The 19661-nt window shown below is 63.9% G+C and carries 19 protein-coding genes, 2 tRNA genes and 1 pseudogene; 6 read left to right on the top strand and 16 right to left on the bottom strand.

What is annotated here, in order from left to right; translation table 11 throughout:
- Window positions 1-3: 3 nt before the first annotated feature.
- The 9 genes from DFW101_RS05850 to DFW101_RS05810 form a co-directional block, all read right to left on the bottom strand.
- Window positions 4-1425: a M48 family metallopeptidase gene (locus DFW101_RS05850; protein WP_009180591.1), complete on the bottom strand. Its 1422-nt coding sequence runs from the start codon at window positions 1423-1425 to the stop codon at window positions 4-6.
- A gap of 253 nt (window positions 1426-1678) precedes the next feature.
- Complete coding sequence (gene rho, locus DFW101_RS05845; protein ID WP_043571188.1) at window positions 1679-2926, bottom strand: transcription termination factor Rho; 1248 nt, start codon at window positions 2924-2926, stop codon at window positions 1679-1681.
- A gap of 360 nt (window positions 2927-3286) precedes the next feature.
- Window positions 3287-3799 carry a CarD family transcriptional regulator gene (locus tag DFW101_RS05840; RefSeq protein ID WP_009180589.1) on the bottom strand — a complete coding sequence of 171 codons (513 nt, stop codon included), beginning with the start codon at window positions 3797-3799 and terminating at the stop codon, window positions 3287-3289.
- Between the two features lie 176 nt (window positions 3800-3975).
- Window positions 3976-4596: an aminoacyl-tRNA hydrolase gene (gene pth, locus DFW101_RS05835; RefSeq protein WP_009180588.1), complete on the bottom strand. Its 621-nt coding sequence runs from the start codon at window positions 4594-4596 to the stop codon at window positions 3976-3978.
- A 102-nt stretch (window positions 4597-4698) separates the two neighbouring features.
- Window positions 4699-5295: a 50S ribosomal protein L25/general stress protein Ctc gene (locus tag DFW101_RS05830; protein ID WP_009180587.1), complete on the bottom strand. Its 597-nt coding sequence runs from the start codon at window positions 5293-5295 to the stop codon at window positions 4699-4701.
- Window positions 5296-5357: 62 nt separating this feature from the next.
- A complete protein-coding gene (locus tag DFW101_RS05825; RefSeq protein WP_009180586.1) occupies window positions 5358-6302 on the bottom strand; it encodes a ribose-phosphate diphosphokinase in 945 nt (314 codons plus the stop codon).
- Window positions 6303-6388: 86 nt separating this feature from the next.
- Window positions 6389-6464 (bottom strand) — tRNA-Gln (locus DFW101_RS05820).
- Between the two features lie 62 nt (window positions 6465-6526).
- Window positions 6527-7417: a 4-(cytidine 5'-diphospho)-2-C-methyl-D-erythritol kinase gene (gene ispE, locus DFW101_RS05815; protein ID WP_009180585.1), complete on the bottom strand. Its 891-nt coding sequence runs from the start codon at window positions 7415-7417 to the stop codon at window positions 6527-6529.
- A 59-nt stretch (window positions 7418-7476) separates the two neighbouring features.
- Window positions 7477-8937, bottom strand: a complete 1461-nt coding sequence (locus DFW101_RS05810) for a DegQ family serine endoprotease (RefSeq protein ID WP_009180584.1) — start codon at window positions 8935-8937, stop codon at window positions 7477-7479.
- 407 nt (window positions 8938-9344) lie between these two features.
- Between DFW101_RS05810 and DFW101_RS05805 the strand changes: the two genes are divergently transcribed.
- Window positions 9345-9421 (top strand) — tRNA-Arg (locus DFW101_RS05805).
- A gap of 243 nt (window positions 9422-9664) precedes the next feature.
- On the opposite strand, the gene DFW101_RS05800 is transcribed toward DFW101_RS05805, so the two are convergent.
- From DFW101_RS05800 to DFW101_RS05770, 7 genes are all read right to left on the bottom strand, one after another.
- Window positions 9665-9889, bottom strand: coding sequence for a dissimilatory sulfite reductase D family protein (locus tag DFW101_RS05800; protein ID WP_009180583.1), 225 nt, complete (start codon window positions 9887-9889; stop codon window positions 9665-9667).
- 56 nt (window positions 9890-9945) lie between these two features.
- On the bottom strand, window positions 9946-11109 hold the full coding sequence (gene dsrB / locus DFW101_RS05795) for a dissimilatory-type sulfite reductase subunit beta (RefSeq protein WP_009180582.1): 1164 nt from the start codon (window positions 11107-11109) through the stop codon (window positions 9946-9948).
- A gap of 15 nt (window positions 11110-11124) precedes the next feature.
- Entirely contained in the window at window positions 11125-12438 is a 1314-nt protein-coding gene (gene dsrA / locus DFW101_RS05790; RefSeq protein WP_009180581.1) for a dissimilatory-type sulfite reductase subunit alpha, read from the bottom strand.
- Window positions 12439-12787: 349 nt separating this feature from the next.
- The gene (locus tag DFW101_RS05785) at window positions 12788-13240 is read right to left on the bottom strand and encodes an OsmC family protein (RefSeq protein ID WP_009180580.1); all 453 of its coding nucleotides are present in this window, start codon (window positions 13238-13240) and stop codon (window positions 12788-12790) included.
- Window positions 13237-14808 (bottom strand): MSMEG_0568 family radical SAM protein, encoded by a 1572-nt coding sequence (locus DFW101_RS05780; RefSeq protein ID WP_009180579.1) that lies wholly within the window; start codon window positions 14806-14808, stop codon window positions 13237-13239. Before DFW101_RS05780 ends, DFW101_RS05785 begins: the two co-directional genes overlap by 4 nt.
- 146 nt (window positions 14809-14954) lie before the next feature.
- Window positions 14955-15824: an amidohydrolase family protein gene (locus tag DFW101_RS05775; protein WP_009180578.1), complete on the bottom strand. Its 870-nt coding sequence runs from the start codon at window positions 15822-15824 to the stop codon at window positions 14955-14957.
- Window positions 15825-15873: 49 nt separating this feature from the next.
- Window positions 15874-16359: an MSMEG_0572/Sll0783 family nitrogen starvation response protein gene (locus DFW101_RS05770; RefSeq protein WP_009180577.1), complete on the bottom strand. Its 486-nt coding sequence runs from the start codon at window positions 16357-16359 to the stop codon at window positions 15874-15876.
- Between the two features lie 559 nt (window positions 16360-16918).
- On the opposite strand from DFW101_RS05770, the gene DFW101_RS05765 reads away from it, so the two are divergent.
- The 5 genes and pseudogenes from DFW101_RS05765 to DFW101_RS05745 all read left to right on the top strand — a co-directional run bounded on the left by DFW101_RS05765 (window position 16919) and on the right by DFW101_RS05745 (window position 19653).
- Window positions 16919-17893 (top strand): beta-ketoacyl-ACP synthase 3, encoded by a 975-nt coding sequence (locus DFW101_RS05765; RefSeq protein WP_419187160.1) that lies wholly within the window; start codon window positions 16919-16921, stop codon window positions 17891-17893.
- 29 nt (window positions 17894-17922) lie between these two features.
- Window positions 17923-18171, top strand: coding sequence for a type II secretion system protein E (locus DFW101_RS05760; protein ID WP_157137623.1), 249 nt, complete (start codon window positions 17923-17925; stop codon window positions 18169-18171).
- Window positions 18161-18394: an ATP-binding protein gene (locus tag DFW101_RS05755; RefSeq protein ID WP_009180574.1), complete on the top strand. Its 234-nt coding sequence runs from the start codon at window positions 18161-18163 to the stop codon at window positions 18392-18394. The genes DFW101_RS05760 and DFW101_RS05755 overlap by 11 nt, the downstream gene beginning before the upstream one ends.
- Window positions 18395-18589: 195 nt before the next feature.
- The gene (locus DFW101_RS05750; RefSeq protein WP_009180573.1) at window positions 18590-18958 is read left to right on the top strand and encodes a CidA/LrgA family protein; all 369 of its coding nucleotides are present in this window, start codon (window positions 18590-18592) and stop codon (window positions 18956-18958) included.
- A pseudogene (locus DFW101_RS05745) lies at window positions 18958-19653 on the top strand (LrgB family protein). Before DFW101_RS05750 ends, DFW101_RS05745 begins: the two are co-directional and overlap by 1 nt.
- Window positions 19654-19661: the final 8 nt, after the last annotated feature.

Raw genomic sequence — 19661 nt, 5'->3', positions numbered from 1 at the left:
CTCTTAATCGAAAAGCTTCTTCTTCCAGTAGGCGGAGCGCTTTTTGAGGGTCTCCTCCAGCTTGGCCATCTCGCGCCGGTCGGCGTCGGTCTTGGCCGCGCCTTTGGCCTTGTCCATCTGGAATTTCACCTGCTCCTGGTTGTTGGCGTAGATGGCGGCGTAGGCCAGGTTCAGGTAGGCGTGGAAAACGTCGCCGGCCTGGCCGAGGACCTGGGCGTAGATGGCGCGGATCTCGGCGTTTTCCGGCACGCGCATGCGAACCTGGTCCAGGTAGGCCACGGCGGCCTTGTAGTTGCCTTCCTGGGCCAGCATGCGGCCGTATTCGAAGTTGGCGTCGATGTCCTTGGGGTTCTGGGCCAGGGCGGCTTCCAGGAGTTTTTTCGCCTGGGCGAAATCCCGGATCTTGAGATAGAACCGGCCGGCCTCGCGAAGGACCAGGGGATCCGTGCTGCCGCAGGCCAGAACCGCCTCGAAGGCCGGCTTGGCCTGGCTCACGTCGTCGAGGGACCGGGACAGGGCGATGGCCAGGCCGAGCTTGTCCAGGCACGTCATCTTGTCGCCGATCTTGCGGAAGTAGGCGACCGCGTTCTTGGGATCCGTGTACCGGGCCCGGACCAGGATCTGGGCCCGTTTGAAGGCCGCGTCCTGGTCCTTGCGGTTCTGGACGTCCTTGGGCAGCAGCTTGATGCGGTCCTTCAAGTAGCCCATGCGCTCCTCAAGGCCCGGGTGGGTGCTGAGGTAGGTCGGGATGTCGCCCGAGCCCTGCATCCATTTGAGCTTGCGCATGGTCTCGAAGGCTTCGATCAGGCCGTTTGGCGAATAGCCGGCGGCAACGAGGTAGTTCATGCCGACCTGGTCGGCCTCCTGCTCGTCGTCGCGGGAATACTTGAGGTAGGCGTGGGCCGAGGCCGCTTGGGAGCCGATGGCGATGGCGCTGCCGAGGTCCTTGTTGCCGGTGGTCTGGCCGAGGATGACGCCGGCCAGGACGCCGACGAGCTGGCCGATGGTCAAGGCCTGCATCTCGCCCATGCGCTTGGCGATGTGGCGCTGGCTGACGTGGGCCAGTTCGTGGGAGAGGACGCCCGCCATCTCGGATTCGTGCTCCATCTGGAGGAGCAGGCCCGTGAAGACGAAGACGTAGCCGGCCGGCCCGGCAAAGGCGTTGACCGCGTTGTTGTTGACGATGCTGACATTGAACGAAAAGGGCTGGGGCGGCATGACCCGGACGATCCGCTCGACCACGCTCGTCACGTAGTCGTTTATCTCGGTGTCCTCGATCAGCGGCATCCGGGCGCGGATCAGCGCATTGAACTTTTCGCCGAGTTCCCGCTCGTCTTTGAGGTCAAAGGAGAAAAAGCCGGCCTGGGCCGCGGGGACGAGCACGGCGGCCAGGAAAAACCAGACAGCGGCCAGAGCCGCCGCCATCCGCCGGGACGCGCCCGGACGAGGTCGGAAGCGAGGGGCGTACATGCCCGGGACATACCCCGAACCGACGGGGAAGAAAAGATGGGCCCGGCCGAGGTGAACAGGCTTTCATGCAGGGGCCGGCAGAGAGGCGCAAACGGCCCGTTTCCGGCCTCGGCCGGGGCCGGGGACGGAAACGGGCCGCCAGACAGGGGACCGGGAGGCGTTTTCCGGCTGCGGGAGCCGGAAGGCCGGAAGGGGCGTCGCCTTGCGGCTAGCGGTTCATGAGGTCGAGAAATTCCCGATTGCTCTTGGTGTGGCGCATCTTGTCGAGCAAGAACTCCATGGAATCGATGGGATTCATGGGAGCGAGGAGCTTTCGCAGGATCCAGACGCGGTTTAAGACGTCGGTGTCGAGCAGGAGCTCTTCCTTGCGGGTGCCGGACCGGTTGATGTCGATGGCCGGGAAGACGCGCTTTTCGGCCAGGTGGCGGTCCAGGTAGATTTCCATGTTGCCGGTGCCCTTGAACTCTTCGAAAATGACTTCGTCCATGCGGGAACCGGTGTCGATGAGCGCCGTGGCGATGATGGTGAGGGAGCCGCCGCCCTCGATGTTTCGCGCCGCGCCGAAAAAGCGCTTGGGCCGCTGCAGGGCGTTGGCGTCGAGGCCGCCGGACAGGACGCGTCCCGACGACGGGGTGACGGCGTTATAGGCCCGGCCGAGGCGGGTGATGCTGTCTAGGAGGATCACCACGTCGATCTTGCGTTCGACCAGGCGCTTGGCCTTTTCGATGACCATCTCGGCCACCTGGACATGGCGCTGGGGCGGTTCGTCGAAGGTCGAGGAAACGACCTCGGCCTTGACCGTGCGCTCCATGTCCGTGACTTCCTCGGGCCGCTCGTCGATGAGCAGCACGATCAGGAAGACGTCGGGCCGGTTGGCGTTGATGGAATTGGCGATGGTCTGCAGGAGCATGGTCTTGCCGGTGCGCGGCGGGGCCACGATGATGCCGCGCTGGCCGTGGCCGATGGGGGCGAGGAGATCGATGACCCGGGAGGAGAAGTTCTCGGCCCCGTTTTCGACCACGAACCGCTTGTCGGGATAAAGCGGCGTCAGGTTGTCGAAAAGGACCAGGTTCCGCGAGGCTTCCGGCGGGGCGAACCCGATCTCGCCCACGCGGAGCAGGGCGAAATACCGCTCCCCCTCCTTGGGCGGCCGGATCTGGCCCGAGACCACGTCGCCCTTTCGCAGGCCAAAGCGGCGGATCTGGGACGGGGAAACATAGATGTCATCCGGACCGGGCATGTAGCTGTACATGGGGGAGCGCAGGAAACCGAAGCCGTCGGGCAGGATTTCCAGCACGCCCTCGCCGAAGATGGCGCCGTTCTGGGAGGCGCAGCTCTGGAGCAGGGCGAAGATCAGCTCCTGCTTGCGCATGCCGTTCGGGTTTTCGACGTTGTATTGGACGGCCAGGTCCATGAGCTCGGGCATGCTTTTGAGCTTCAGCTCCGAGAGGTTCATGGATGTTTCCATGAGGCCGGCCTTGACGGTCGAGGGTTGCAGGATGTCGTCGCTTTCCATGGGGTCGGAAAGCACAGGCCCGGCAGGGGGGGACTGGGGAGGACGCCCGCGGCGTTTGGGTGCGTTGCTCACAGGAATAGCCCGGCGCGGAAATGCGCGTATTGAAGTGAAAGAAAAACCCGATGCAGCGTGAGTTCGGTAAAGCCGTTCGTCAAAGGACCGGCGGGAAACTCGCTTGTTTACGGGGACCAGGGAGTGGGGGACAGACCGATGACGGCCTGCAACGATCCATATACTTTTTCCGGGGACTGTCAAGAGCAAGGCCTGTCCCGACCGGTGGAAAGTGTCCGGCAGGCAGGATCATTCCTCGGGCTTGGGTTGCAGGACATCGGCGAAGATTTCGTTGATGATGTCTTTTATCTCCTGCTGTTCCTTGTCCATGGCCAGGGCCAGTTCCAAGGTGAGCAGGCTCGTCGCCTGTTCGAGCAGGCGGCGTTCGCCAAAGGAGAGTTCCTTGTTTTGCCCAATAAGGAGCAGTTCCTTGAGCACATAGGCCACATCGCCCAGGTCGCCGCTTTTCAGCTTTTCGGAATACTCGCGATAACGCCGGTTCCAGTTCTGGCCGGTATAGCCGGTGAAATCCGAGCGGTCCTTGAGGGTCTCGATGATGGCCTGGCCCTCTTCCGCCGTGCACAGGGGGCGAAGCCCGACGTTGGCGGCATTTTTCACCGGCACCATGAGCGTCACGTTGTTGCTGAGGATGCGGACAATGAAAAAATCAGCCGAGGCCCCGCCGATCACCTGGGTCTCGATGCGTTCGACCCTGCCCACACCCTGGGCCGGATAAACGACAAGCTGTTCCTCAGAAAACACCAGTCCACTCCTTCACGGGAAAAACACGTGCGCAAGTGCACGATTACCGTCTAGGAATCAAACTAGCGCACTTGTCGTTATGTGTCCACGCATTCCGGCAAAGCGGACCAAGCCCTGGGGAAGGGGACGGGGAGGGGCGATGCCGGGTTTGGAGCCGGCCGCTGGTCGGGAAACGGTCAGAGGGCCGGGTCGAAGCCGCCCACGCGCCGCATGGCCGCGTCCAGGCCGTCCTCAAAATAAGTCATCACGCCGTCCACGGCCGCGGGCAGGACCCGTCGCACCACCGGGATCTCCTCGGCGCGAAACGGTTCGAGCACGTAGCCGGCCACGTCGCGCCCCGGTTCCGGCCGGCCGATGCCGAGGCGAAGGCGCACGAAATCCGGGCTGCCGAGCTCCTGGGTCAGGGACTTGAGCCCGTTGTGGCCGGCGTTGCCGCCGCCACGCTTGGCCCGCATCCGGCCAAGGGGCAGGTCGAGTTCGTCGTGCAGGACCAGGACATCCGTCGGCCCGAGCTTGTAGAAATCCATGGCCGCGCGCACGGCCCGGCCGGAGAGGTTCATGAAGGTCAGGGGCTTTAGGCACAGGAATTGGGCAAAGGCCCCCCCGGGCAGGACCGGCAGGGAAACGGCTTGCGCCTCCATGTCCTTTCGCGCGGACAGGGCGGCCTTGGGCGCCCCGCCGAGTTCCCGGGCCCGGTCGATCACGGCGTCCACGGCCATGAAGCCGTAATTGTGCCGGGTGGCGGCGTAGCGCGGGCCGGGATTGCCAAGGCCCACGATCAGGGCGGTTACGGCCATGGGAAATATCTCGTGCCTCGTTGGGCGGACTGCGGAAAAAAAGCGGGGCGCAGCCGAAGCGCGCCCCGCCGGAAAAAAACGGAACCGGATCCGAGGCCGGGCTTAGGCGCCTTCGCCAGGAGCGGCGGCTTCGGCCTCGGGCATGAGGATGCCGAGGATGGCGTAGTTGTCGTCGTAGACGGCCTTGACGCCCTCGGGCAGGGCCAGATCGGCCACCTGCACGGTTTCGTTGAGGTCGAGGTCGGTGACGTCGATGACCACTTTGTCCGGAATGGACAGCGGGAGGCTCGTGACTTCGATGGTCTCGCGGTGCAGGACCATGGCGCCGCCCTTGACCTGGCCCTTGGCCTTGCCGGTCACTTCCACGGGGATGTGGACGCGGATGGCCTTGGTCAGGTCCACGCCGTAGAAATCGACGTGGGTGATGCGCGGCTTGGTCGGGTGGTGCTCGAGCTTCCAGACCAGGGCCGGCTTGGTCTCCTTGCCGTTCTCGGATTCGATCAGCAGATCGAAGACGTGGGCGGAGGCCGTCTTGGCATAGAGCTTTTTGAGGGGGAGGTGCTCCACCATGACCGGAATGTTGACGCCCGTGGCATCGTAGTAGACGCCGGGGACCATGTCTTCGGCACGCAGCTTCCGGTTGGCCCCCTTGCCGATGCCCGCACGGGTCTTGACGGCGAGGGAATGGGTCTCTTTCATAGCAGGTATCTCCTTTGCGCCCTGGGGCGAAACATGATTTCCGGTCAGGCGAGGCGTGGTCCCTAGGTGAAAAGCACGCTCACCGAGGACTCGGTGTGGATGTTGTGAATGGCCTTGGCCAACAGTCCGGCGATGGACAAGGTTTTTATCTTCGAGCAGGCCTTGGCCTTGTCGTTTAGGGGGATGGTGTTGGTGGTCACGATCTGGGAAAAGGGCGAGTCTTCCAGGCGCTCGATGGCCGGGCCGGACAGGACCGGGTGGGTGGCGGCGGCCATGACTTCGCTGGCTCCGTTTTCGAGGAGGACCGTGCCGGCCTGGCACATGGTGCCGGCCGTGTCGATCATGTCGTCCAAAACCACGCACAGCTTGTCCCTGACGTCGCCGATGACGTGCATGGCCTGGGCCTGGTTGGGGGCGTCCCGGCGCTTGTCGATGATGGCGAGGCTGCCGCCGAGGCGCTTGGCAAAGGACCGGGCCCGTTCCACGCCGCCGGCGTCCGGGGAGACCACGCACAGGTTCTTCCCGGTGAATTCCTTGAAATATTCGGCCATGATCGGGGCGGAAAAGAGGTTGTCCACGGGCAGGTTGAAAAAGCCCTGGATCTGGCCGGCGTGGAGGTCGATGGTCAAAAGCCGGTTCATGCCGGCGACCGTCAGGAAATCGGCCACGAGCTTGGCGCTTATGGGCGCCCGGGGCGCGACCTTGCGGTCCTGGCGGGCGTAGCCGTAGTAGGGGACCACGGCCGTGACGCGCTGGGCGCTGGCCCGTTTCAGGGCATCGAGGATCAGGCACAGCTCCATCAGGTTGTAGTTGACCGGATAGGAGGTGGACTGGACCACGAAGATGTCGGAGCCGCGGACGTTGGCCCCGATTTCCACCCGGATTTCGCCGTCGCTGAACGTGCCGACCTTGGCCGGCAGAAGCGTGCACCCGAGATGGTCGCAGATGGCCTCGGCCAGTACGGGATTGGAAGTGCCGGTCAGAATCTTGAGATCGCCTTGCGCCATGCCGGGCCTCGGGGTGGGCTTTGGCCGCCGGCATGGCCGGACGGCGGGGCCGCCCGAAGGGGCGGTCCTGGTTGCTCGGGAAAATTTGGCTGGGGCGGTAGGACTCGAACCCACGAATGCGGGGACCAAAACCCCGTGCCTTACCAACTTGGCGACGCCCCAACATGCCGGTCCGCCCGGAGGCGGACAAAAAACGCGGTGAGCCACTCCTGCCCGCCCGCCGCTCACAGCGGCGCCAGAAAGGTGCGGGGACCGTTTCCCGACAAATCCGCCAGGGCCAGGGCGGCCGTGTGGCGGTGTCTGAAGAGTCCGAAAACCGCGGAACCAGTACCCGAAAGCAGCGCGCCCGCCGCCCCGAGGGCCAGCAGGCGTTCCTTGACCCGCCCGAGTTCCGGGTGGGCGGCAAAAACGACGGGTTCAAAGTCGTTTCGAAGCGGCGCTCCGGTCACGCAAAACGCCCTTTTATTTGCCTCAAAAACGCTTGTCAAGAACTCTCCCCCAAGTTTCGTCGGGAAAGTTCGGGCCGCGTCCAGGGCGGCATAGGCCCAGGCCGTCCTGACCTTGGAGGCCGGGCAGACGACGGCGGCAAACCAGCCGGCCAAACCCGGGTCGGTCGGCACCAGCCGTTCGCCGACGCCGGAGGCCACGGCCGGGGAGCCGAGCAGGAAAAACGGGACGTCCGCCCCGAGGCCCAGGGCGAGATCGGACAGGGCGGTTTCCGGCAGGGCCGCCGCTCCGGCCCGGTCGTTTAAGTAGCGCAGCATGGCCGCCGCGTCCGAGGACCCGCCGCCAAGGCCCGCGCCGTGGGGGATGCGTTTTTTGAGCCCCACCTCGATGCGCGGGGAAAATCCCGTGGCCGCGGCAAAGGCTCGGTAGGCCCGGACCACCAAGTTGTCGTCGGTTTCGAGCTCCGGGTCCGAGCAGGTGAAATCGATGGCGCCCGGTTCGTCGAAACGCCTGATGTAGAAAGCGTCTGCGGGTTCCGGCAGGGGCAGGAAAAAGGTGTCGATGTCGTGGTAGCCGTCGGCGCGCCGGGGCCCCACGGCAAGGCGCAGGTTGACCTTGCAGGGGATGGGGATCGCGGTTTCCTCGATCGAGTTCGGGAGGGGCGCCATGGGAAAGCCTGTTGCGGCCGCGGCCGCGGGACATCTGCCCCGCGGCTGCGGCCGCGTGGTTATTTGGATTCCGCCAGGGGCACGGTCCTGAAGATGGTCTGGCGCTGGCGCTTGATCTGGAGCATGACCACGCCCTTTTGCTTGCCGTCTTCGGCGACCACCTTTTTAAACTCATCGGGGGTGTTGACCGCCCGCTGGTTGACCTCGAGCACGACGTCGCCGGGGCGGACATCGGACTGTTCCGCTTCGGTGCCATCGCCCACTTCCGTTATCAGCACGCCCCGTGCCTTGTCCATGCCCAGGGCCTTGGCCTCCTTGGCGGTGACGGAGCGCACGGCCAGGCCGATCACCGTGGCCGCCTTGTCCGGGGCGGCGTCGTCCTCGCCGTTCTCGTCGCCGGGCGCGCCCTGCTGGGCCAGCTTTTTGGCGTCGCGTTCGCCAAGGGTCACGGAGACGGTCATGGGCTGTCCCTTGCGAAGAAGCGTCATCTCGGCCGACTCCCCGGGCTTGAGGGTGGCCACCCGGCGCAAGAGCTGATTGGAATCGTCGACTTTTTCACCGGACACGGACGTGATGACGTCCCCGGTCTTGACGCCGGCCTTGGCCGCGGGCTGGCCTTCAAGGACCGAGGTCACGAGCGCGCCCTTGGTGTTTTCCATGCCGAGCGCCTTGGCCGTGTTGTCGTCGATGTCCTGGATGGTGACGCCGATCCAGCCGCGCCGCACGGACTTTCCTTCGCGCAGCTGGGCGATGACGTCGCGGGCCATGTCGGACGGAATGGCGAAGCCGATGCCCTGCCCGGAGGCCACGATGGCGGTGTTGATGCCGACGACCTTGCCGTCAAGGTCGATCAGGGGGCCGCCGGAATTGCCGGGATTGATGGAGGCGTCGGTCTGGATGAAATTGTCGAAGGGGCCGGCCCCGATGATGCGTCCCTTGGCGCTGACGATGCCGAGGGTGACGGTGTTTTCCAGGCCAAAGGGATTGCCGATGGCCAGCACCCACGCACCGACCTTGACCTTGCTCGAATCGCCGAACTCCAGGAAGGGCAGGTTGGTGCGGCCTTCGATCTTGAGCAGGGCCAGATCCGTCTCCTGGTCGCGGCCGACGATCTTGGCGGAAAGCGGCTTTTCGTTGTTCCTGAACTGGACCTTGACCTCGTCGGCGTTGTCGATGACGTGGTTGTTGGTCACGATGTAGCCGTCGGCCGAAATGACGAAGCCCGAACCCATGGAACGCTGCTTGTGCGGCTTGCCGCCCCGGCCTTGCGGTCCGAAGAACTTCTCGAACTGGTCGAAGAAGTCGTCCATGGGGCCGCCGCGCTTGTGGAACTGCTCGAAGAGGTCGCGCATGTTTTCCTGCGCCTTGATGGTCTTGGTGGTCGAGATGTTGACGACCGCCGGACCGTCCTTGTCGACCAGTTCTGTGATGTCCGGCAGCGGAATGCGGGCTGCGGCCAGACCGGTCCAGGCCAGCAACATCAGAGTGGCGGAGAGGGGAATGAGGAAGCGTTTCGCCATGGTGAACTCCTGTCTCGTTGATGGCTGCCCGTTCGGGAGCCGGACCATGTGGAGATGCTCTGTTTCCGGCGTCCGCCAAGGAGCGTCCAAACCGAGCATGCCCGTTATACGCCGTTTGCGGCGGTTGTAAACCAAATGCCGAAGGGACTGGGGAATGCCTGCGCACGCCCCCTTCCGGCGTGCCTTCGCCAAGGGTCGCGCGGGTGTCGTTTCTTGACAAGTCGCGGCCGGGCAAATAGTAAAGTTTGTTCGGCGCGCGTCAATCGGCGAAAGCAGCCCCGGGTGGGCTGCGAGTTTCGTGCGGTTATGAAAATATTTCTGAAAAATCAAGATGTTATTGCGTTCTTGAGAGTATCGGAAAGGCGCAATCTGAAAGGTGGATGAACATCGTTTCATACACTACCCGTGCTCCCGTAGCTCAGTAGGATAGAGCGATCGCCTCCTAAGCGATAGGCCGTGCGTTCGAATCGCGCCGGGAGCACCACTTAAAAAATCAAGGGGTTGGACTGACGAAGTCCAGCCCCTTTTGCGTTGTCCGGGGATTTTCTCCCCATCGTCTCCCCATTTTCTGGTCCAAGCTATATCTGGGGGGATTACCGGGGCAGGAACGATGATCTGTGGCTTGGTCCAAAGCGGGTTTATAACGACCGCCTAGACGAAAGTAAGCGGGAGTCGGTGACTAGTGGCTTGGAAGAATAAATTTGGAGCGTAATAGAAGTTGGCTTTTTTATTCTTCAGCTTGTTGCTTGCCGGCGCCGGTCATGCCGTACATGGTGGTCGAGCCGCTGGACCAGAACTCGAGCTTGCCTTCGTTGACCAGCTCGGTGAGGACCTTTTTCACTTCGCGCTGCTTCTTGTCCGGGAAAATCTTGCAGAAATCGCTGAAGTAGAACTTGGACTTGCCCGTCTTTCCCGTAAGGAACTCGAGAACTTGCTCTTTCTCGGAAGGCATGGCGTCCCCTCTTTGTTTGATCCGGGCGGGGACAGGTCCCCGCCCGGAAGTGGTTGCTAGGCTTCGATGTGCTTGGTGAACTTGAACTGGGTGCTCTGGCGCCACGTGTAGTAGGCCGGATCACGGAAGTCGTCGATGCAGTGGTGGGTGAATTCCAGATCGCACAGCTCGAAGAACTTCTCCCAGCCGATGCGCTCGGCCCATTCGCCCAGGCGCTCGTACTTCTGCGCGTTGGCGGCGTAGACCTCGACGATGTGCTTGACCATCTTGGTCAGGGTCGGCCAGCGCGGGGGCTCGTTGGGGATATAAGCCACAACGACCTTGGAGAACTTGGGCATGGAGATCCGGTTGGACACCTTGCCGCCGACCATGAGCACGATGCCGTCGCCCTCGCCGGAGGCGAGCGGCATGGCCGGGCACATGGTGTAGCAGTTGCCGCAGTACATGCAGCGCGAGGCGTTGACCGCGACCGAGTTGACCTTCTTGCCGTCGATCTCGACCTTGGCCGGCTTGATGGCGCCGGTGGGGCAGGCGGAGACGGCCAGGGGCACTTCGCAGATGTTGTCCAGGCGGTCGTGCTCGACGATGGGGGGCTTCCTGTGGATGCCGACGATGCCGATGTCGGAGCAGTGGACCGCGCCGCACATGTTCAGGCAGCAGGCCAGGGAGATGCGGACCATGGCCGGCAAGGTCATGGACTGGAAGTACTCGAACATCTCGTCCATGACGGCCTTGACCGGGCCGGAGGCGTCGGTGGCCGGGGTGTGGCAGTGGACATACCCCTGGGTGTGGACGATGTTGGAGACGCAGGCGCCGGTGCCGCCGACCGGGAACTTCTGGCTGCCGCCGGCGAACTTGCGGGAGGCCAGATCGGCCAGCAGGCCGTCAAGGGCGGCCTCGGTCTCGACCATGAACTCCACGTTGTTGCGCGTGGTGAAACGCAGGTGGCCGCCGCAGTGCTTGTCGGCGATGGCGCAGATTTCGCGGACATGGGTGACGCTCATGAGTCGCGCGCCGCCGACGCGCACGGTATAAACCACGTCGCCCGAGAGGCCCACGTGCTTGAGCACGCCGGGTTTGACGATCTCGTGGTAGTCCCACTGACCTTTGTTTTTCTTGATGACCGGCGGATAGAACTCCTCGAAATGGCGAGGGCCGATATCCGTGATCCGGTTTTCCATGGGCTTGTCGGGATTGTATCCGGAAGAAATGAATGCCATGTCTGTGTCCCCCGCTTATCTCATGTGTCTCTGGCGATAGGCCGCCTCATCGTGGGCAAAGCCGCCGGGAACTTCATCTTCCTTGAAGAAGATGTAGGGGTTGGAGCGCGGCTCCTTGACGTGCTGCGGCATGGCCTTGATGTTGGTGACCTCGAGCAGCTTTTGGAAGGACAGCCGTTTCATGGTCTCGCCCACGCGCTCGCGGTTCTTGCCTTCTTCCATCCACCAGTCCCAGATGTTCTCGATGACTTCCTTGATCTCGTCGTAGGGCTTCTCGACGACCACGAAGGGCACGAGCAGCGAGGACATCTGGGCGCCGTCGAGGATCGGGGCCTTGGCGCCGAGCAGGATTGAAGCGCCGGTTTCCTTGCCGATTTTGAGCGCCGCCGGCATGGTGTTGATGCAGTGCATGCAGCGGGTGCAGTTGGCGTTGTCGATGGAGAGCTTGGCGCCGTCGTAGCTCATGCAGCCGGTGGGGCAGCGATCCACGACTTCCTGGACGATGTCGAACTTGCCCCAGTCACGGCCGGCATGGGAGCCGCCGCCAGCCTTGAACTCGCCGGCGACATAGCCCTTCACGCGGTCCTGGTCGATGCGGATGTCGTCTTTCCAGGTGCCGATGACCGAGAAGTCGGAGCGGGCGATGGAGCAGACGCAGCCATTGGGGCAGCCGTCGAACTTGAACTTGAATTTATAAGGAAAGGCCGGGCGGTGCAGCTCGTCCTGGTAGTCGGTGGTCAGGGTATGGCAGAGGTCCTGGGTGTCGTAGCAGGCGAATTCGCAACGCGAGGAGCCCAGGCAGTCGGCCGGGGTGCGCAGGTTGCCGCCGGAGCCGCCGAGGTCGGTGCGCATTTTGTGGGAGAGATCGTGGAAGACCTCTTCCAATTGGGCCGTCGTGGTGCCGAGCAGGACGATGTCGCCGGTGGAGCCGTGCATGTTGGTCAGACCCGAGCCGCGCAGGTCCCAGATATCCATGATGCCGCGCAGATACTCGGTGGTGTAGTACTTGCCCGCTGGCTGGTTCACGCGCACGGTGTGGAAGTGGGCCACGCCGGGGAACATTTCGGGCTGGTCGCAGTACCGGCCGATGACGCCGCCGCCGTAACCGAAGACGCCGACGATGCCGCCGTGCTTCCAGTGGGTCTCCTTGTCCTTGAAGGAGAGTTCGAGGATGCCGAGCAGGTCGTCGGCGCAGCCGACCGGGATTTGGTAGTCGAGCCCGTCGGGATTTGCGGCCCGATGGGCGGCCTCCTGCTTGACGTCAGACACGAAGCTGGGCCACGGGCCCGTCTCCAGCTGGTCCAGCAGAGGGGTCTGGTGTTTGGCCATGAACATTCTCCTTTGCGAAAACAGATAGTTAGGCGCGTCGCCAAGGGACAGGCCGGACGAATCCCCGAATCATGTCTGCGACATCGGACGGCCGACGACAGCTTTGGCCCGATTGGGCGATGAAGACCCGAATCAGGCGGGCGCGCCACAAGTGCGACCTTGCTAAGCAAGGACAATGCCGGGGCAGGTTTTTCTGTCTAACATATTTATTTTATTCTTATTAATTATATTGTTTGAGCTGTTGACAAGAAAGAGGACGGATGGCCTCGGCATCTGCCTTGACCATTCGCCCTCCAGCAGAGAAGAAACAGCGAAAGTTCGTTGTTGGTTCGGGAATTTTCCGTGTATACTAGGAAATTTCATTGAAACCGTCAGGCGATGCGCCCCTGGTTGCGCTTTCTATGTGAGAAGGGAGAGCAATCGATTGCACTTCCAGCCGAACCGGTACGGACAGGCTGGCCGTGACGAAGCAGTAACGCCTGGCCTGCTCGACGATCGCCTCCAGCCGTCCCCGGAGGAGGGCGGCACGCACGGTGATGGTGATTTCGCCAAAGTGGAAGGCGGCGGCATCTTTATCGGCGCTGACCGTGATTGCAAGAGCCTCCATCGGCTGCCGCCGCCGGGCCGCGACATAGCGTACGGCTTGGCCGAAGCAGGCGGCCACGGCCCACAACAGCAGTTCGCTCGGCATGGGGCCAAGGCCTTCGCCGCCGTATTCCGGCGATTGGTCGGAAATCAGGCTGTGTCGCTCCGAGGCCATGGCGAAGGCGGTTTGGCCAAGCGTGGTTGCGGTGACGATCACAACGCCTCCTCATGAAGTTTCTTTTCCATGAGTTGATGCTTCCTGTCTTGCAGCAAAAATGGTTTGCCCAGGCGCAGCCAGCCGAGGCGCTGGAAGAAACGCACGTTTTGGAACTGCACAGTTGCCAGGAAACGCTTGACGTCCGGCCGGGCGCGCACGAGCTCCACGGCCTTGCGGACGAGAAGCGCGCCGATGTTGACGCCGTTGCGGTATTCCGGGCGCACGGCCAGCCGGCCGCCGTACCACACCCCGCCCCGATGGCGATAACAACGCACCACCCCGGCCAGACGGCCGGCTACCTCGGCAATGAGGGGAATGGCCTGGTCGTCATGGGCGTCGCGGTCGGTGACGGGGAAGATGCCCTGTTCGGACACGAAGACCTCGTGGCGCAGACGCCAATATTCCTCGATGTCCTCCGGGGTCTCGGCCACGCGAAGGCTGACGGCGTTGGCATCGGCCACGGCCGCCGGGGCGCGGATGCCCCGGGACGGCGCCGTTTCGGTGAATTGCAGCAGGGAGCAGGCCCGACAACGCACGCAACCGGCCGAGCTGCGCTCGGCAGACAGTCCCTGGTCTGTCAGCATCTTGCCAACAGCCTGGTACATGCCGCCCAGATAGTCCGGGTCCACCGGCCGGGCCTCGGCCAGGCAGGAATCGAGTAAGGGGCGAAGCGGCACCACCACGGGATAGACGCCAAGGGCCGCCGCGCGTCGGCAGCCGTCCAGGGTGGCCTCCAGATTTTCGCCCAGGCCCAGAATCACGTAGGTGCTGACTTTGTTGCGGCCAAAGACGGCAACAGCGGCGGCAAAGGCTTCAAAATACGTTTCCAGGTCCACTTCGGCCTTGCCCGGGGTCATGCGGCGGCGCACGGCCGGATCAAAGCTCTCCACATGGATGCCGACGTCGGTGACGCCCATGTCCCGCAGCCGGGCGTAGAGGGCCTGGTCGCGAAGCGGCTCGAACTGGATTTCCACCGGCAGCCCCGTGGCCTCGGCGATGGCCTTGGCGCAGCGGCCGAGATAGCGCGCTCCGTCGTCGGGACAGACGGTGGTGCCGGCGGTCAGGGTCACATGGCGCACGCCGTCGAGATCCCGGGCGGCCGAAGCCACCTCGGCAAGCTGCTCGGGTGTTTTGGTGTGGATGGTCGAACCCCGGGCAAGAGACGCGCCGATGGCGCAGAAGCGGCAGCGGGTCCGTCGGCTGCTAAAGCGTACGCACTCCTGGATGACGGTGGAGGCCAGGCAGTCCAGGCCGTGGAGCCGGGCGATCTTGTCATAGGGGACGCCGTCGGCGGTATGGCCGTCATAAAAACGGGGCCTGGGCATGGCGGCCGCATGGCACAGCGGACGGCCGTCGCGCTCCAGCCGCAGGCGGTCGCCGTCCTGGACAAACGCGTAATCCGAACTGCGCGCCGATGGGCTCAGGGCCGGGATCATCACGGGGTGGCCGTCAATGACGTAGGACCCGGCGTCCGCCGGCCCAGCCCCGCCCCGCCGAACGATCTCATGATCAATGATTCTGGCTCCGAAACTTTGCAGGGCGACATAGTCGGCAAGGGTCATGCTCATGGCGTGGCGTCCGTCCAAGAAGTTGTGGACCGGACCGCTCGGAGCGCGGTCCGGTCCGTTGGCACATGGCCCGGCCCAAGGTTTGCCCGTGCGTCGCCTGCCGGGACACGCGGGCTTGCTTGAGCGACCTGTGTTTCAGAGAAGGGCTAAACGCCGTAGAGTTTCTCGGCGTTTTCCCAGAAGAGCTTGTTTTTGAGCTCCTCGGAGATACCAAGCCCCTCGAACTTGTAGTATTCGCTCCAAAAGTCGCTCCAGGGCTCGTCGGAGCTGAACATGACGCGGTCGTCGCCCACGCCGTTCTTCTCGATTTCATCGAAGAGATAGCGATTGCAGAAGCCGACTGCCCAGGACGTGTCGGTATAGACCTTATAGCCTTCCTTCACGAACTTGATGAATTCCGGAATGAACTTGATGTGGCCGGACACGCCGCCACCGCAGTGGACGACATGCACTTTGACACGCTTGCCGTAGGCCTTGACGAACTTGATGCAGTTGCTGACGTCGGAGCCGCCGCCGGGACTGGTGTGCAAATGGAAGACGTGGTCGTGGCTGGCGCACACGTCGATGATGCCTTCCCACATCTTCTTGGTGTCTTCGTCCCACTCCTCGGGGTTCCAGGTGCCGCCGAGCAGGCAGGTGGCCTTGAGCACCTTGATGCCCGGCTCCCCGGCCAGCTTCATGGCCGCCTCGTTGGCTTCCTGCATCTTGACCGACGGCGAGAACCAGACGCCGCCGAGAATCCGCTTGTCCGGGTGGGCGCAGGCGTCGAGCACCACGGCGTTGAGGCCAAACGGCTGGGACGGATCCGGGATGCCGTAGTTGGACATGACGATGGCCCGGTCCACGCCCAGCTGGTCCATGATCTTGATTTTGGCCGCACGGTCGTTGTCGCAGTAGACCGTGGGATTCACCGGCTCGGGCAGGCCGTAGTACTTGAAACCTTCCATAAAACCGATGTGGTTGTGCACATCGAAGACCTTGCGCCGGACTTTTTCTCCAGACAACATGCGTTCCATGAAGCACTCCTTGCGATTGGCGTTCGGGCCGTAGGCAGCCGGCTGTCGGTTAGACGGTCCAGGTGGACAGGATCAGTGCGCCCGCCCGTTGGTGGGTGAGAATGCAGTCCAGGATGTCCAGGGGATGGATGCCCTGAACGCCGGGCAGGAGGTCTGTCTCGCGCATGCCGTACAGGGCGGCCATGGCGAAACGGCAGGCCACGACCTTGCCGCCCTCGTTCATGATGGTGGTCAGCTGTTTGTTGTAGGCCATGTTGCCGGCAAAGCCCTCGTCGCCGACCTTGGGGAAGCCGCGTGCCGCCGAAGCCATGAGCACGCCCGGACCATAGAGCAGGAAGGTCAGATCGTAGCCTTTGCGCACGAGCCGCGTGGCGGTGAGCATGTTGATAAGCCCGACGGAACCCTCGAAGGGCATGGTGTGCATGCAGATGAGCGCTTTTTCGCCCGGGTTGGCCTTGATGTCCTCATAGACTTTGGGACCGTGATTGACGATTTCGTCACCGATGGACGGGGCGGGGATGGAAACCATGGTCATGCGGAACTCCTTGATAATGGGTTGGAGTGTTGTGACTTTTTTGTAGACAGCAAGGGGTGTGCCGGGTTTGTGCGTGGGGCAGCGAAACTGGTTGCGGCGCGCTGGCGGGCTTTTCCGGCCGTCCGGGACTGGCGCGGCAGGCGGCGGTAACAAGATTTCGTGCCTTTCACGCCGAGTCTTCCTTGAAAACAGCGAATCCTCGTTTTTCCCTTCCCGGAAGGGGCGTCCGGACTGGACCCTTTTCCGATCGGACTGCATGACGAATCGTTATTTTCCGTTTCCTACGCCCCTGGAGCGGCTTGACCGGGTTGTCGATGCGACGCGGCATCATGTTTGCTTTGTCTTACAAAACCATTGGCGTCTGGAGGCAGGCGCAACATCTTGCCAAAGCATGGCCAAAACCGAGCAACGTGGGCGCTGACGAGGGGTTGCGTCGAGAATTGCTGGAAAGCGGGAGAAAATGCGGATGAACGACGACGGCGAAGGGACGCGGCGGCAGGCCCTGGGACGTTTGGGGGGGGCTTGGGGACAAGGGGCAGGGCTGTGCGTCCTGGCTGGGATGGGCGGCTACCTGCCCCGGGACGGGCGCGACAACGCCGAACTGGCCAAGACCTACGGGGTGACGGAAGACTGGATTTACAGCCGCACCGGCATCCGCCGGCGGCGCATCCTGCCGGCCGGGCAAAACACCTCGGACATGGCCGTGGAAGCGGCCCGGGCCGCCCTGGCCGACAGCGGCACGGACCCGGCCGATCTCACCCATGTGCTGGTGGCCAGTTGCGCCCCGGACGGGCTCGTGCCCAACACCGCCTGCACCGTGGAGCGCAAGCTCGGTCTGTCCGGCCTCGTGGCCCTGGACTTCAACGTGGCCTGCTCGGGCTTTCTCTACGGCCTCTATCTCACCTCGGCCATCGTGCGCCTGGAGCCTGGGGCCGTCGTGCTGCTGGTGGCTGCCGAGGCCATGAGCCGGCTGTGCGCTCCGGGGGATCGAAGCGTCAACGTCATTTTCGGCGACGGGGCCGGGGCGGCGGTGGTCACGGCCCGGCGCGGGGCGCTGGTCGTGGAGGATATTGTGGTTTCTTCTGACGGAAAAAACGCCGGCATCCTCACCGCCAACGGCGGCGGCAGCCGGGCCGCGTACGCCTCGCCGGACAGCCGGGTGGGAGAGGACTATTTCCTGCGTATGGAAGGCCGCGAAGTGTTCCGGCTGGCCGTTTCGCGCATGGCCGGGGTGTCGTTGGCCCTGCTCGCCCGCAACGGGCTCTCGCCTGCGGACGTGGACCTTTTCGTACCCCACCAGGCCAACGGCCGCATCATCGAGGCCGTAGGCGATCGCCTCGGCATCCCGGCCGCACGCACGGCGGCATATATCGAGGACGTCGGCAACACCTCGGCCGCTTCCATCCCCCTGGCCCTGGAGCAGGCCCGAGCCCAGGGGCGGCTCCGGCCTGGCGGGCGGGTGCTTCTGGCCAGCTTCGGCGCGGGCTTCACCTGGGGCGCGGCGCTTGTGCGCGTGGACGCGGCGGCATCGTAATGCGCCTTTTAAACAGCAAGGAGAAGGACATGAGCCAGGAAACGGACAGCATGGCCAACGACCGCGTCCACGAGCCCGAAAGGGCAATGGACGGGGAAGAGGCGATCATGGCCGCCATGGTCGCGGGCCTTTGCGGCGCGCCGGTCGCCACGGAAACGGCGCTGGCCGGGCGGCTGGCCAGGCTGGAGGAACATTTCGCCCGTCTGTGCACGGTGGTCGGCCGTCTGGAACAGGAACTGGCCGGGTTGCGGGGCCACGCCGCCGGCCATGGCCGCTGAGCCGGCCTTGGCCGGCCGGCTGGTGGCCGGTGTCGACCGGCAGCGTTGCCTCGGTTGCGGCCAGTGCCTGCCGAGCTGCCCAAACGGCCTTCTGGCCGTGCGCGGCGGGTTGGCCGTCCTGACCGACGCCGCCCGCTGCGATGGCCGGGGGCGGTGCCTGGGCCATTGCAGCGCCGACGCGCTGAACCTTGGCCCCTGTTCCTGGCCAACCGGCGGCGCTTGAAGCCTCGTGTCGCGTTCCTTGTAAATGATAGCATTTTTTAAGAAAAATTATGGTTTTAGTATGGTGGCCGCGAAACGCCATAGGCGCTTTTCGTGGCCGCTACACGAAGCCGCCAAAGCCGGCCGGCCCGGGCTTGTTGGGGCCGGCCAAGAGGCATAAAGAGCCCTGGCCGGACATCGTTTCTCGGAGATTTGTGTGACGCAACGGTTTGTGCATTGCGCCAAATGCCTGGGGCAGCTTGGCTTGCTGTGGGGCATTTCCCTGGCCGGCCGGTTTCTGGCCGAGGCCCTTGCGCTTCCCGTGCCGGGCAACGTGCTCGGGGTATTGCTGCTTTTCGGTTTGCTGTGCCTGGGTGTGGTCAAGCTCGAACAGGTGGCGGAGACGGCCGATTTTCTTCTGCGCCATTTGGTATTTTTTTTCATCCCCATCGCCGTGGGACTCATGGACTGGGGCGCGACCTTTGCCCAGTACGGCCTGATGCTGCTCGTGGCCGTGGTGATCAGTTCCGTGCTGCCGTTTTTCGCGGTGGGCTATCTCACCTTGGTGTTTCAGGGGAGGCGGTGATGGGCGGACTCGCGCTCGGCCTCTGGTTTGTCGTTCTGACGGTCGGGGTCTATTTGGCCTGTCGCCGGCTGGCGTTTTGGGTGAACCATCCCTTGCTCAACGTCGTGGCGGTCAGCGCCGGGGTCATCATCGCCGTGCTCGTGGCCTGCGACCAGCCATACGCCGCCTATGCCCCGGCCCGGGAGGTCATGACCACGCTACTTGGCCTGGCTACGGTGGCTTTGGCCGTGCCGCTCTATCGCCATCGTCGTTTGCTGCGCAGCCATGGCCTGGCCATTCTGGCCAGCGTCGGCGCCGGGGCGCTGCTCGCCATGGTTTCGGCCGGGCTGGTGGCCAGCCTCGGCGGCCTGCCCCGCGAGGTGGTGGTGTCCATCCTGCCCAAGAGCGTCTCCATCCCCTTTGCCGTGAAGATCAGCCGAATATACGATGAGATACCGGCGCTTAGCGCCGCCTTTGTCGTGGCCACGGGCACCTTGGGCTCGCTTTTCGGCGCCTGGCTCCTCAACCGTTCCGGCATCGACCATCCCGTGGCCCGGGGGCTGGCCCTCGGCACGGTGTCCCACGCCTAGGGCACGGCCACGGCCCTGCTCGAAGGCGAGGAGCAGGGGGCCATGGCCGGTCTGGCCATGATCCTGGCCGGGGTTTTCACCGCCGGTTTCGCACCGCTGGTGGTGCGGCTGCTCGGCCTGCTCTAGGGCCGCAG

The sequence above is a fragment of the Solidesulfovibrio carbinoliphilus subsp. oakridgensis genome (assembly GCF_000177215.2).
Taxonomy (GTDB): Bacteria; Desulfobacterota; Desulfovibrionia; order Desulfovibrionales; family Desulfovibrionaceae; genus Solidesulfovibrio; species Solidesulfovibrio carbinoliphilus.
The sequence above is the reverse complement of the archived record's forward strand: the minus strand, read 5'-3'. Positions and strand labels throughout refer to the sequence as shown.